Here is an 11,932-nt window from a genome sequence, read left to right on the forward strand (position 1 = left end):
CCATATCAACGATTAAATAGTTTGCGAGGCGCAGAGTGTCAGTGATTTTAGTGATCGCGGCTCTGTTTGATCAGGCAGGGGGGCGCTGGTTTCCGCGACGCTCTAGTAACCGGTGCGGCAGAGGGACCTGTTGGACTTTATGCTGAGTCTGGGCACACGCGCGTCACGCGCTGTTCGGCTCAGAACTGCTTGGGTGAAATAATGTCTTGGCTGGGTGCTTTGTTGGGCGCCTCGATCGCGCGTATCGCTGCCTTGGCCAGAAAGCTGCCGGCATTTTGAACATCCTCGCGCACCACTTTGATCGCGTGCCGGAAGTGCTGCAAGAACGGCACCGCTTCTTTTGCGAAGATATCCAGATCCTGACCCAGAACCCTGCCCGCCCCTTCGGCCCCGACGCTGGCAAAGATCGCCGCCGTCGAGGAGGGAGCGATAATGCTGTCGATATCGGTCCGTCTGAGCAGAAAATCCCTGATATGCTCTTTGATGTCCTCGCCGCTTTCATCGCTCGATGATCCGGGGATCGCCTCGAAATGCGCCTCGGTCTTCGCAATGGCTTCGCGCGCGCCTTTCAGCATGTCCTGTGCATAGTTTTGGGTCAGCGGCGGGGTCAGCATCGCAATGCGGCGACGACCGCTGCGGACAAGCTCTTGCGCTGCGATCCGCCCGAAGGCGACATTGTCAAAGTCGAAATAGGGGTGCTGATCGCGCCACTTCGTCCGGCCGTAAGTGGCAAAGGGGAATTGACGCCGCAGCAGATAGGCGACGCGCGGGTCTTCGACTTCGATCCGGTTCAGGATCAACGCATCCGCCGATCCGGTCTCAAGGATGTAGCGGACCGGCTTCATCGGGTCCTCGCCGGGAAAATAGGGCGTCACAATCAGATGGTAACGCGTGTCGCGCAGCGCATCCGCAATTGACGAGACCAGTTGTCCGGTGTGATCGGTCACCTCATGATCAGAGCACAGGACCAGTGAGATCACATTGGTCTTGCCGGTGCGCAAGCGCAATCCGGCCCTGTTGGGGACATATCCGATCTGTGAAGCGATCGCGCGTACCTTTTCCTTGGTCGCGACCCCAATATCCGGCGCATCGTTCAGTGCCCGCGATACAGTGGGCACCGCCAGCCCCGAAAGCTCGGCGATGGTGCGCAATGTTGGTCTGGGCTTGTCCGAATCCGGCATCTCTTGGTGCGCCTTGGTGGAGTTTGTTGGGCTTTATGGCGGCTCGATAGCTGCCGTTCGCCCTATTTTGAAAGACGAAATTAACCTGCGAAAGGCCGGAAGTAAATCCGTTGCAAGAAATTTCTAAAACGTTATAGTAGCGATCTATAACGATTTAGATTTGGGAGGAATCAATGAATCGCCTGGCGAAAATAATGGCTGGAACTTTTCTTGCAGGGGCCGGAGCGGCCCATGCAGCGGACCTTGAGGTCACGCATTGGTGGACATCAGGAGGTGAGGCCGCAGCGGTCTCGGAGTTTGCCAAAGCCTTTACTGAAAATACGGATCACAACTGGGTCGACGGCGCGATTGCCGGATCAGGTGGTACAGCGCGCCCGATCATCATCAGCCGCATCATCGGCGGTGACCCGATGGGCGCCACGCAGCTAAACCATGGTCGACAGGCGGAAGAGTTGATCGAGGCAGGTTTGCTGACCGACCTGACCGAGCTGGCAGAGAAAGAAGGCTGGAAGGATGTTGTGAACCCGTCCTCGCTGCTGGATGCATGCACCTATGAAGGACGCATCTATTGCGTGCCGGTCAATATCCATTCCTGGCAGTGGATTTGGCTGAGCCATGACGCCTATGAGACAGCGGGTCTGGATGTCCCCGCCGACTGGAACGAATTCGTCGCCAGCGCACCGAAACTGCAAGAGGCCGGTATTGTTCCGCTGGCGATGGGGCAGCAAAGCTGGCAGCAGAACGGTGCCTTTGGCGTCTTGGCTATCGCCATTGCAGGTGTTGACGCCTGGCGCAAAGTGGTTGTCGATCGCGATGCAGATGCGGCGATGGGCCCGGAATACCAAAAGGTGTTTGAAGCGATTGTGACCGCACGTGAGCTGGCTGCCGACTCAAACGTCCAGGACTGGAACCAGGCCACAAATATGGTGATCACCGGCAAGGCCGGCGCGCAGATCATGGGCGATTGGGCGCAGGGCGAATTCCAGATCGCCGAGCAAGTGGCCGGTGAAGACTATACCTGCCTGCCCGGTTTGGGGATCAATGAGATTCTGGATACCGGTGGAGACGCGTTCTATTTCCCTGTGATTGATGATCCGGCGGTGCAAGAGGCCCAGATGGCCCTGGCTTCGACCCTGATTTCCCCGGATGTGCAGGTGGCCTTCAACCTGAAAAAAGGGTCGCTGCCGGTGCGTGGCGATGTTGATCTGTCTGCGGCCAATGATTGCATGCAGAAGGGTCTGGATATCCTCAAGGCGGGTGGCATCCTGCCATCTGGCGAAATGAACCTGACGCCCGACACGCAAACCCAGATCGAAGACCTGATGGCCGAGTTCTGGTCGACCGATATGTCTGCCGGTGATGCGCAAGCGCGCTATGCCGACATCATTCGGTCCTCTGAGTAAAGCGCCACCACTCGCGCGCCTGTCCGGGATTAGGTAATCTCGGGCAGGTTTAAGCCGCGCCAAGGGACTATCATGTCAGATCTGTCGTCAATCGACACATCCGAGCGCAAGCAAGCGCAACGGCCTGTGTCACTGTTTCGCAACCTGTCCGCCAAAATCGCTTCGATCCCCATGATCCTGACCGCTTTGGTCGTGTTCGTGGGCGGAACGGCCTGGACGGTGGTGCATTCCTTTACCTCGTCGAAATTGCTGCCGAAGACCAATTTTGTAGGCTTCGAGCAGTATGAGCGACTGTGGACCACGCGCCGCTGGCTGGTGTCGCTGGAAAATCTTGCGCTCTACGGTATCCTGTCGTTGGTCTTTACCTTGGTCATCGGCTTTACGCTGGCCGCCCTGCTGGACCGAAAGATCAGGGGCGAGAACGTGTTTCGCACGATCTTCCTTTATCCCTTCGCGCTCAGCTTCATTGTGACGGGCCTGGCTTGGCAGTGGATTTTGAACCCCGATCTGGGCATTCAGCACGTGGTGCGCAGCCTGGGGTGGGAAAGCTTCACCTTCAACCCGCTGAACGACCCCGACATCGTGATGTATGGTATCCTGATTGCGGGGCTGTGGCAGGGTACCGGGCTGATCATGGTGATCATGCTGGCGGGTCTGCGCGGCATTGACGAAGACATCTGGAAAGCCGCCCGAGTGGACGGCATTGGCACCGTGAAAACCTATGTGGTGGTCATCATCCCGATGATGCGCCCGGTTTTTGTGACCGCGCTGGTGCTGATCGCAAGCGGCATCATCAAGCTTTATGATTTGGTGGTCGCTCTGACCAACGGGGGGCCCGGCATTGCCTCGGAAGTGCCCGCGAAATACGTGATCCAGTACATGTTCCGCGCGCAAAACCTAGGGCAGGGCTTTGCGGCTTCGACCATGATGCTGGTCTCGGTGGCCATCATCCTGATCCCCTGGGCCTATCTTGAATTCGGAGGGCGCAAACGTGGTTGATTTGACCTCATCCCGCAGCTTGGATGGCCCCCGTGGCCCCAAACCCAAACGCAGCTTCAGCCGAGCGAACATCTTTCTCTATGGCACGCTGATTGTTGTGTCTGTGTATTACCTGCTGCCGCTTTATGTGATGGTGGTGACCTCATTGAAAGGCATGCCGGAAATCCGCACCGGGAACATCTTTTCCCCACCGCTTGAAATCACTTTCCAGCCTTGGGTCAAGGCCTGGGCGCAGGCCTGTACCGGAATCAATTGTGACGGGCTGAGCCGGGGATTCGGCAATTCGGTCAAGATCCTGATCCCTTCGGTGGTACTGTCCATCGCCATCGCCTCGATCAACGGCTACGCTCTGGCGCGGTGGCGTTTCAAAGGGTCCGAGGTTTTCTTTTCGATCCTGATTGTGGGCGCATTCATACCCTATCAGACGATGCTGTATCCGCTGGTGATCATCCTGCGCGAGATCGGATTGATGGGCGATCTGGGTGGGCTGGTGCTGGTGCACACCATCTTTGGTATGCCGATCCTGACGCTGCTGTTTAGGAACTATTTTGCCTCGATCCCCGAGGATCTGCACAAGGCCGCGCGGGTCGATGGGGCCGGGTTCTGGAGCATCTATTTCCGCATCATGCTGCCCATGTCTCTTCCGATCTTCGTGGTGGCGATAATCCTGCAAGTAACTGGTATCTGGAACGATTTTCTGTTCGGCGTGATCTATACCAAGCCCGAAACCTACCCGATGACGGTGCAGTTGAACAACATCGTCAACTCGGTTCAGGGCGTCAAGGAATACAACGTAAACATGGCCGCTACCCTGCTGACCGGGCTGGTGCCGCTGATCATATACTTTGTCTCAGGCAAGCTGTTTGTGCGCGGTATCGCCGCCGGTGCCGTGAAAGGATAACCATGCATTCTGTCGAAATACGCGATCTTGATCTCAGCTTCGGCGCGGTCGAAGTGCTCAAAGGTCTGAACCTGAATATCGAGGACGGAGAGTTTCTGGTTCTGCTCGGTTCATCCGGCTGCGGCAAGTCCACGCTGCTCAACTGCATTGCCGGGCTGCTTGAGGTCTCGGACGGGCAGATCTTCATCAAAGACCGTAATGTTACATGGGAGGAACCCTCGGACCGGGGTATCGGCATGGTGTTCCAGTCTTATGCGCTCTATCCGCAGATGACGGTCGAGGGGAACCTGTCTTTTGGTCTGAAAAACGCCCGCATGTCGCGGGACGAGATCGCCAAGCGCGTCGCGCGGGCGGCCGAGATTTTGCAGATCGAACCGCTGCTGAAACGCAAACCCGCGGCCCTATCGGGCGGTCAGCGTCAGCGTGTGGCTATTGGTCGGGCGCTGGTGCGCGATGCGGATGTGTTTCTGTTCGACGAACCGCTCAGCAATCTGGATGCCAAGCTGCGTGCCGATCTGCGGGTGGAAATCAAGCGCCTGCACCAGCAGTTGAAGAACACCATCATCTACGTGACGCATGATCAGGTCGAGGCGCTGACATTGGCCGACCGTATAGCGGTGATGAAAGGCGGGCAGATTCAACAATTGGCCTCGCCCACGGAAATCTACAACCGGCCCGGTAACCGCTATGTTGCGGATTTTGTGGGCTCTCCGGCGATGAATTTCATCGATGGGATGCTGATCGAAGACCGGTTCGAGATGCAGGATCAGGTGCTGTCGGTGGCAGGTTATCCCTTTGCCAAAACGCCAGGCGGCCCGGCCACATTGGGCATCCGTCCCGAGCATATCGAAACCGGCGCTGCCGCCGAGGCTTTGCCGTTTCACACCGATGTTCCAGTTGAGGTGATCGAACCGATGGGGTCGGACACTCTGGCCTGGACCCGTTTTGCAGACAAGGCGTTCCGTGTGCGACTGGATGGGCAGACCGATATCCGCCCCGGTGATCAGCTGAAAATCGGGATTGATATGGCGAAAGCCTCGTTCTTTGACGCCGAAACCGAGGTGCGGTTGTGAAGGACATGCAGGAAAACGGCGCGATTGATCTGACCGGCCCGTGGCGCATGCGAGATGCGCTGGGCGAGTATGATCTGGCCGTCACGCTGCCGGGCGATGGGATCTCGGCGCTTTATGAGGCGGGCCTGATCCCCGACCCTTATTTTGCGCGCAACGAATATGATCTGCGTTGGATCGCCGAGCGGGATTGGGTGTTCGAACGTAAATTCCATCTGGATGATGTGGGCTTTGTTCTGACCCTGTCGCAGGTGGATACGGTGGCCGAGGTTAAGATTAACGGCACGCCTGTTCTGACCACAGATAACGTCTTCCGGTCTTATCGCGCCGATATCTCGAACGCGGCGCGGCGCGGGGAGAATACGTTGCGGATCACGCTGCATTCCAGCGTGCGCGAAAGCGCCGACCGTCAGGCGGCGCTGCCTTATCCGGTGCCCAGCCATCCGCGAAATTGTCCGATTCCAAACGGCAATATGCTGCGCAAGGTGCAGTGTGATTTCGGTTGGGACTGGAACATCGCGCTGGCGCCGTTTGGGATCTATGGCGATATCTGCCTGCGGCCCAAAGACCAGCCACATTTTTCGCAGATCACCACACGGCAGGCCCATACCGGAAACCGCGTGACATTGACCGTGCAGGCGCAGCTTGACGGCGCGGATCAAGCAGAGCTTTGCTTTGCAGGCGAGACCCAGACGGTTACCCGCGATGTGCATGGCCGGATCGAAGCGGCGTTCGAGGTTGAAAACCCGGATCTGTGGTGGCCGGTTGGGCTGGGTGCGCAGGTGATGCACAGCCTGACGCTCAGTGCCCAAGACGTCACCGAGACGCGCAGGATCGGGTTGCGCGACATGCGTCTGGTCACCGACCCCGATGAGATCGGCACCAGTTTTCGGGTGCAGGTGAACGGGGTCGACGTCTTTTGCCGGGGCGCAAACTGGATTCCCGCCGATGCTTTGCCTGGCCGGATTACGCCGGAAAAGACCCGCGATCTGCTGCAATCGGCGGTCGACGCCAATATGAATATGCTGCGCGTCTGGGGCGGTGGGCGGTATGAACCCGACAGTTTTTACGAGGCCTGCGATGAGATGGGGTTGCTGATCTGGCAGGACGCAATGTTCTCGTGCAACCTCTACCCGGCGCATGACAGTTTTCTGGATGATGTGCAGGCTGAGGTGACGGAACAGACCGCGCGTCTCTCGAACCACGCCTGCGTCGCGCTGTGGTGTGGCGATAATGAGCTGGTCGGCGCGCTGGGCTGGTATCCCGAAAGCGTAAAGGACCGTGACCGTTATCTTGTGGCCTATGACCGGCTGAACCGCACCATTGAACGCGCGGTCAAGGACGTGCTGGGCGAAGACGCCAATTGGTGGCCCTCTTCACCGTCCCTGGGGCGGCTGGATTTCGGCGATGGCTGGCATGATGACCGCGCCGGTGACATGCATTTCTGGTCGGTCTGGCATGAAGGGCGCGATTTTGATCATTATCGCGACGTGGCGCCGCGGTTTTGCAGCGAGTTCGGTTTTCAATCCTACCCGTCGATGGATGTGATCCGCAGCTTTGCCGAGGAACGAGATTTCAACATCGCCGCCCCGGTGCTGGAAAGCCACCAGAAGAACAAAGGCGGCAATGCGCGGATTGCCGAGACGATGTTCCGCTATTTCCGGTTCCCTGAGGGCTTCGAGAATTTCGTCTATCTCAGCCAGGTACAACAGGGTTTGGCTATCAAAACCGCTGTATCCCATTGGCGCGCACAAAAGCCGCGCTGCATGGGGACGCTTTATTGGCAGCTCAATGACACTTGGCCTGTCGCCAGTTGGTCTTCGCTGGATTATGGCGGCGGGTGGAAGCTGATGCACTATATGGCGCGCCATTTCTATGCGCCGGTCAGCACCACGCTTGTGCCCAGTGACGGTGCCTATGATCTGATCACGGTGAATGACACATCGGCCCCGGTTGAGGTTACTGTTGCCCTCTGCGCGCTGGGCATGGACGGGCAAGAGCGTGAGGTTGCGCGGGCGAAAGGGAGGGTCACGCCAGATCGTGCCGCCAAGCTGCTGCAGGTGCCCACCAGTCTGATTGCTGCCGACGAAATCCTACTCTACCGAACCACCCTGCCGGACGGATCTGTGCAGACCGATCACCATGCGCCCTTACCCTACAAGGCCTATGATCTGCCAGAGACACAGTTGGTCCTGACGTCTGAGCGTGATGGTGACAGATACAAGTTGACCGTCAGCACCGACAAGCCTGCCTTTTTCGCCGGTATCGAGGCCGACAAACCTGGCCGGTTCTCAGACAACGCGCTTTTGGTGCTTCCGAAAGAGCCGCGCCAGTTGACCTTCACGCCATCCGACCCGCACGCGCGCGTCGAATTCGTTCTGCGCGATCTGTATTCCGCCACATACGGCACGACCAACAAGGATAGATCATGACCGCTTTTGGATATCAGCTTTATAGCTCGCGCAATTTTGCGCCACTCACCGATACGCTTAGCTTGCTGGCCGATATCGGCTATCAAGAGGTCGAAGGTTATGGTGCGCTGTTTCAGGATGTTGAACTGCTTGGACAGTTGAGGGCAGGGCTGGACCAAACCGGGTTGCGCCTGCCCACCGCTCATTTCGGTTTGGATGCCGTGCGCCAAAACCCTGGCGATGTGGTCAAACTGTGCAAGGAACTCGGGGTCGAGATCGTCTTTTTTCCGTTCCTGATGCCTCAGGATCGCCCGGCGGATGCGCAGGGATGGACAGCGTTTGGTCAAGCTTTGGCTGAGGCTGGCAAGCCTTTGCAGGATGCCGGACTGTCCTTCGGCTGGCACAATCATGACTTTGAAGTTGCCGGTCTGGGGATAGCGGAAACGCCATTGGATCTGATCTTGCAGGCGTCGGATGAACTGTTGCTGGAACTCGACGTGGCTTGGGTTGCGCGCGGCGGGCGTGACCCGTTCGACTATATCGCCCGCTATGGTGACCGGATTTCTGCCGTTCACGTCAAAGACATCGCGCCCGAAGGCATGTGTCAGGACGAAGACGGCTGGGCCGATGTAGGGCAGGGCGTTTTGGACTGGTCGGCACTGTTTGCAGCGCTGAAAGGGACCAGCGCAAAGCACTTCATCATGGAACATGACAACCCGTCTGACCATGCACGGTTCGCCCGGCGTTCGTTCGAGGCAGCAACCGCATTTGCAAAGGACAACACATGACGAATTTGGGCGTAGGTATTATCGGGGCCGGAAACATCTCGGCCGCCTATCTAAGGCTCGCCCCGTTGTTCAAAGGGTTCAAAATGCGGGCCATTGCCGATTTGAACCTGGAAACGGCACAGGCACGGGCGGCCGAGTTCGGAATCCGGGCCGCGACGGTCGAAGAGTTGCTTGCGGCGGATGACATTGACGTTGTGGTCAACCTCACCATTCCTGCGGCGCATTTCGAGGTTTCGAAATCGGTGCTTGAGGCGGGAAAACATGTTTATTCGGAAAAACCGGTTGTTCTGACGCTGGATGAGGCCATCGCGCTGTCCAAACTGGCCAATGAGCGCGGGCTGCGTGTCGGGTCTGCACCTGACACTTTTCTGGGTGGCAGCCATCAACAGGCGCGGCAGCTGATCGATGATGGGGCCATTGGGCAGGTCGTTTCCGGGACAGCCTATGTGATGGGGCCGGGGATGGAGCATTGGCATCCAAACCCCGATTTCTTCTTTTTGCCCGGCGCTGGGCCGGTTCTGGATATCGGGCCTTATTACGTGACCAACCTCATCAACATGCTGGGGCCGGTGCGAAAGGTTGCTGCGCTGTCGCAGACCGCTTTTGCCGAACGGGTCATCAAGTCTGAGCCCCGGCGTGGTGAGACGGTTCCGGTGAAGACCCCCACAACGCTGATGGCTTTGCTGGAGTTTCAGTCGGGCGCGATCATAACGCTTGGCACCAGTTGGGATGTGAAGGCGCACACCCATAGCAATATGGAGCTTTATGGCAGCCATGGCTCGCTCTATGTGCCTGATCCGAACTTTTTCGGAGGTACGCTTTCCCTTGCGGGTGAGGACGGTGAGGTCAAAACGGTCGAGCCTTGGAACCACCCCTTTGGTCAGGCCAATGAAAACCTCGATTCAAATGAGCCGCGCGCCAATTATCGCTGTGCGGGGCTGGCCGACATGATTGCCGGTCTGCATGCGGGTCGCCCGCATCGGTGTGCCTTGGAACTTGCTGTGCATAGTGTCGATGTCATGACCGCTATTCTGAAATCGGCCGAGATCGGTTCGTTTGTCGAGATCGAGACAGATTGCACCCGGCCCGAGGCCTTCCCACCCGAACTGGCCCGGGGAATCCTGAACCCAGCTTGATTCCACGGGCGGGCGACACCTAAAACTGCTCATCGCTTTCGCAGCCTCGCCGTTTCCGCTCAATATTTAGGCGGAAGTGGACCCGAAAGCGGTGGGCCTGACCCTGCTGATTGAGGTCGGCCCAACAAGTGTCCAGATGGTCTGCATGAGCCAGAATCTGACAGTTGTTGTTGTCGAGCAGAACCAGGAACGCGCGTTCGCGATCGTTGATGCCTTGAAAGAGGCAGGTGACGCGGACGTGTTTGTGATCGGCAATGTCTCGGGCTTGGCGCGCCAGATTGCTGTGCATGACCCCGACATCGTTCTGATTGATATCGACAACCCTTCACGCGACATGCTGGAAGAGCTGACCGTCGCCTCCAGCCCGCTTGAACGCCCGGTGGCCATGTTTGTAACGGGCGCGGCGGGCGGTTTGGCCAAAGCGGCTGTTGAGGCCGGCGTATCGGCCTATGTGGTCGATGGCTTGCAGGCAGAGCGGATCAAACCGGTGATCGATACGGCCATTGCCCGGTTTCAGGTCCTCCGTCAGATGCGCGTGGAACTGGCCGAAACCCGCCGCGCACTGGAAGAGCGTAAGGTGATTGACCGGGCCAAAGGATTGATCATCAAGGCCAAGGGAGTTTCCGAGGACGAGGCCTATGCGCTGTTGCGCAAAACGGCCATGAACCAGAACCGCAGGGTTGCGGATGTGGCCGAGGCGCTGGTCACCGCGTCGGGGTTGTTGTCATGAGAACCGTCACTCTGCCCGTCGCCTATATGCCTCTGGTCGATGCCGCCCCCCTGATCGTTGCGCGCGAGATGGGGTTTGATCATGCCGAAGGCATCTCATTGGATTTGCGCCCGGCCCCGTCTTGGTCATCGCTGCGCGATATGCTGGCCTTTGGGCATGTGGATGCGGCGCATCTGCTGTCGCCAGTCCCGGTGGCGATGGCTTTGGGCTTGGGGGGCATTGCAACGTCGCTTTCTGCGGTTTCGGTCCTGTCGCTGAATGGCAATGTCATCGGCGTTGGTACGCATCTGGCCCAGCGGTTGGCGGATCAGGGTTTTGCCTTTGACTTTGCCGATGCGCAAGCGGCGGGTGCTGCCTTGGCTAAGGTGGCCGGTGATGTTTTGGTGTTCGGCGTGCCCTTCCCGTTCTCGATGCATGTCGAGCTTTTGCGCTATTGGGTTGCGGGCACCGATCTGGCCTCGAAACAAGTGGAAATTCGCACGGTTCCGCCCCCTCTGATGGCACAGGCGCTGGCCGGAGGGGAAATCGATGCGTTTTGCGTGGGTGAACCTTGGGGCTCTTTCGCGGTGGATGACAATGTCGGTGCGCTGCTTTTGCCCGGTCGTGCGATCTGGAGCTGCGCGCCGGAAAAGGTGCTGGCAGTCAGAAATGATTGGGCCGAGACCGAGCCGCATTTGCTGGGCAGTCTGATGCGCGCCGTGTGGCGTGCAGCGCGGTGGCTGTCGCAACCGGACAGCCGGACCACCGCCTCTGAAATGTTGTCGCGCAAAACCTATCTTGATGTCTCGCCCGAACTGGTTGACCGCGCGTTGATGGGTGAGTTCACCATATCGGCCCGCGGTGAGACGCGCCAAGTCGAAGGTTTTGTCGAATTCTTTGACGGTGCGGCCACTTTCCCCTGGCGCAGTCAGGCGAAGTGGGTGGCGCACCAACTGGCGATGCGAAACGGGCTGGATGCCAGCACAGCCGAACGTCAGGCTGCCAAGGTCTTTCGCAGTGATCTGTACCGGCGTGAGTTGCAGGGGCTTGGGGTCGAAACTCCCGGCGCATCCGAGAAACTGGAAGGTGCTTTGGCCGAGTCAACAGCCGTCGCTTCAGCCAATGGAAGCCTGATTCTGTCTCAGAATGTGTTCTTCGACCGGCGCATTTTCGAGCCAACCAGTTAAGTCTGCACAAAATTTTTGCATCGCAGCGTAGTTTGACGCTGCATTGCAGAAAAATCGGGGCGCAAACCTCAAAAAGGAATGACGTCGCCACCTGTCAGGGGCTTAATGAAGTCATCGGAAGGCAACGAAGCCCACCGACGGAATTCG

The 11,932-nt window shown here is 58.3% G+C and carries 10 protein-coding genes; 9 read left to right on the top strand and 1 reads right to left on the bottom strand.

The window, feature by feature from the left end; all coding sequences use genetic code 11:
* Nucleotides 1-179: 179 nt before the first annotated feature.
* On the bottom strand, nucleotides 180-1,181 hold the full coding sequence (locus GOX45_RS02665) for a LacI family transcriptional regulator (protein WP_171097700.1): 1,002 nt from the start codon (nucleotides 1,179-1,181) through the stop codon (nucleotides 180-182).
* 194 nt (nucleotides 1,182-1,375) lie between these two features.
* On the opposite strand from GOX45_RS02665, the gene GOX45_RS02670 reads away from it, so the two are divergent.
* The 9 genes from GOX45_RS02670 to GOX45_RS02710 all read left to right on the top strand — a co-directional run bounded on the left by GOX45_RS02670 (nucleotide 1,376) and on the right by GOX45_RS02710 (nucleotide 11,785).
* A complete protein-coding gene (locus tag GOX45_RS02670; RefSeq protein WP_254445909.1) occupies nucleotides 1,376-2,584 on the top strand; it encodes an ABC transporter substrate-binding protein in 1,209 nt (402 codons plus the stop codon).
* A gap of 72 nt (nucleotides 2,585-2,656) precedes the next feature.
* Nucleotides 2,657-3,583, top strand: coding sequence for a carbohydrate ABC transporter permease (locus GOX45_RS02675; protein ID WP_171097704.1), 927 nt, complete (start codon nucleotides 2,657-2,659; stop codon nucleotides 3,581-3,583).
* Nucleotides 3,576-4,484 carry a carbohydrate ABC transporter permease gene (locus GOX45_RS02680; protein WP_171097706.1) on the top strand — a complete coding sequence of 303 codons (909 nt, stop codon included), beginning with the start codon at nucleotides 3,576-3,578 and terminating at the stop codon, nucleotides 4,482-4,484. The genes GOX45_RS02675 and GOX45_RS02680 overlap by 8 nt, the downstream gene beginning before the upstream one ends.
* A gap of 2 nt (nucleotides 4,485-4,486) precedes the next feature.
* Nucleotides 4,487-5,557 carry an ABC transporter ATP-binding protein gene (locus GOX45_RS02685; RefSeq protein ID WP_171097708.1) on the top strand — a complete coding sequence of 357 codons (1,071 nt, stop codon included), beginning with the start codon at nucleotides 4,487-4,489 and terminating at the stop codon, nucleotides 5,555-5,557.
* A 5-nt stretch (nucleotides 5,558-5,562) separates the two neighbouring features.
* Nucleotides 5,563-7,986: a glycoside hydrolase family 2 protein gene (locus GOX45_RS02690; RefSeq protein ID WP_171097710.1), complete on the top strand. Its 2,424-nt coding sequence runs from the start codon at nucleotides 5,563-5,565 to the stop codon at nucleotides 7,984-7,986.
* Nucleotides 7,983-8,753, top strand: a complete 771-nt coding sequence (locus tag GOX45_RS02695) for a sugar phosphate isomerase/epimerase (RefSeq protein WP_171097711.1) — start codon at nucleotides 7,983-7,985, stop codon at nucleotides 8,751-8,753. Before GOX45_RS02690 ends, GOX45_RS02695 begins: the two co-directional genes overlap by 4 nt.
* Nucleotides 8,750-9,889, top strand: a complete 1,140-nt coding sequence (locus GOX45_RS02700) for a Gfo/Idh/MocA family protein (protein WP_171097713.1) — start codon at nucleotides 8,750-8,752, stop codon at nucleotides 9,887-9,889. Before GOX45_RS02695 ends, GOX45_RS02700 begins: the two co-directional genes overlap by 4 nt.
* A gap of 145 nt (nucleotides 9,890-10,034) precedes the next feature.
* Nucleotides 10,035-10,619, top strand: coding sequence for an ANTAR domain-containing response regulator (locus tag GOX45_RS02705; protein WP_171097715.1), 585 nt, complete (start codon nucleotides 10,035-10,037; stop codon nucleotides 10,617-10,619).
* Nucleotides 10,616-11,785 (top strand): ABC transporter substrate-binding protein, encoded by a 1,170-nt coding sequence (locus GOX45_RS02710; RefSeq protein ID WP_171097717.1) that lies wholly within the window; start codon nucleotides 10,616-10,618, stop codon nucleotides 11,783-11,785. Before GOX45_RS02705 ends, GOX45_RS02710 begins: the two co-directional genes overlap by 4 nt.
* The last annotated feature ends 147 nt before the right edge of the window (nucleotides 11,786-11,932 follow it).

It is taken from the genome of Ruegeria sp. HKCCD7255, from assembly GCF_013031565.1.
Classification (GTDB): domain Bacteria; phylum Pseudomonadota; class Alphaproteobacteria; order Rhodobacterales; family Rhodobacteraceae; genus Ruegeria.

Excerpts from the sequence above, each read along its gene's own strand:
- GOX45_RS02705 (WP_171097715.1), top strand. The coding sequence starts at position 10,035 with ATGAGCCAGAATCTGACAGTTGTTGTTGTCGAGCAGAACCAGGAACGC.
- GOX45_RS02670 (WP_254445909.1), top strand. The coding sequence starts at position 1,376 with ATGGCTGGAACTTTTCTTGCAGGGGCCGGAGCGGCCCATGCAGCGGAC.
- GOX45_RS02665 (WP_171097700.1), bottom strand. The coding sequence starts at position 1,181 with ATGCCGGATTCGGACAAGCCCAGACCAACATTGCGCACCATCGCCGAG.
- GOX45_RS02710 (WP_171097717.1), top strand. The coding sequence starts at position 10,616 with ATGAGAACCGTCACTCTGCCCGTCGCCTATATGCCTCTGGTCGATGCC.
- GOX45_RS02690 (WP_171097710.1), top strand. The coding sequence starts at position 5,563 with ATGCAGGAAAACGGCGCGATTGATCTGACCGGCCCGTGGCGCATGCGA.
- GOX45_RS02685 (WP_171097708.1), top strand. The coding sequence starts at position 4,487 with ATGCATTCTGTCGAAATACGCGATCTTGATCTCAGCTTCGGCGCGGTC.
- GOX45_RS02675 (WP_171097704.1), top strand. The coding sequence starts at position 2,657 with ATGTCAGATCTGTCGTCAATCGACACATCCGAGCGCAAGCAAGCGCAA.
- GOX45_RS02700 (WP_171097713.1), top strand. The coding sequence starts at position 8,750 with ATGACGAATTTGGGCGTAGGTATTATCGGGGCCGGAAACATCTCGGCC.
- GOX45_RS02695 (WP_171097711.1), top strand. The coding sequence starts at position 7,983 with ATGACCGCTTTTGGATATCAGCTTTATAGCTCGCGCAATTTTGCGCCA.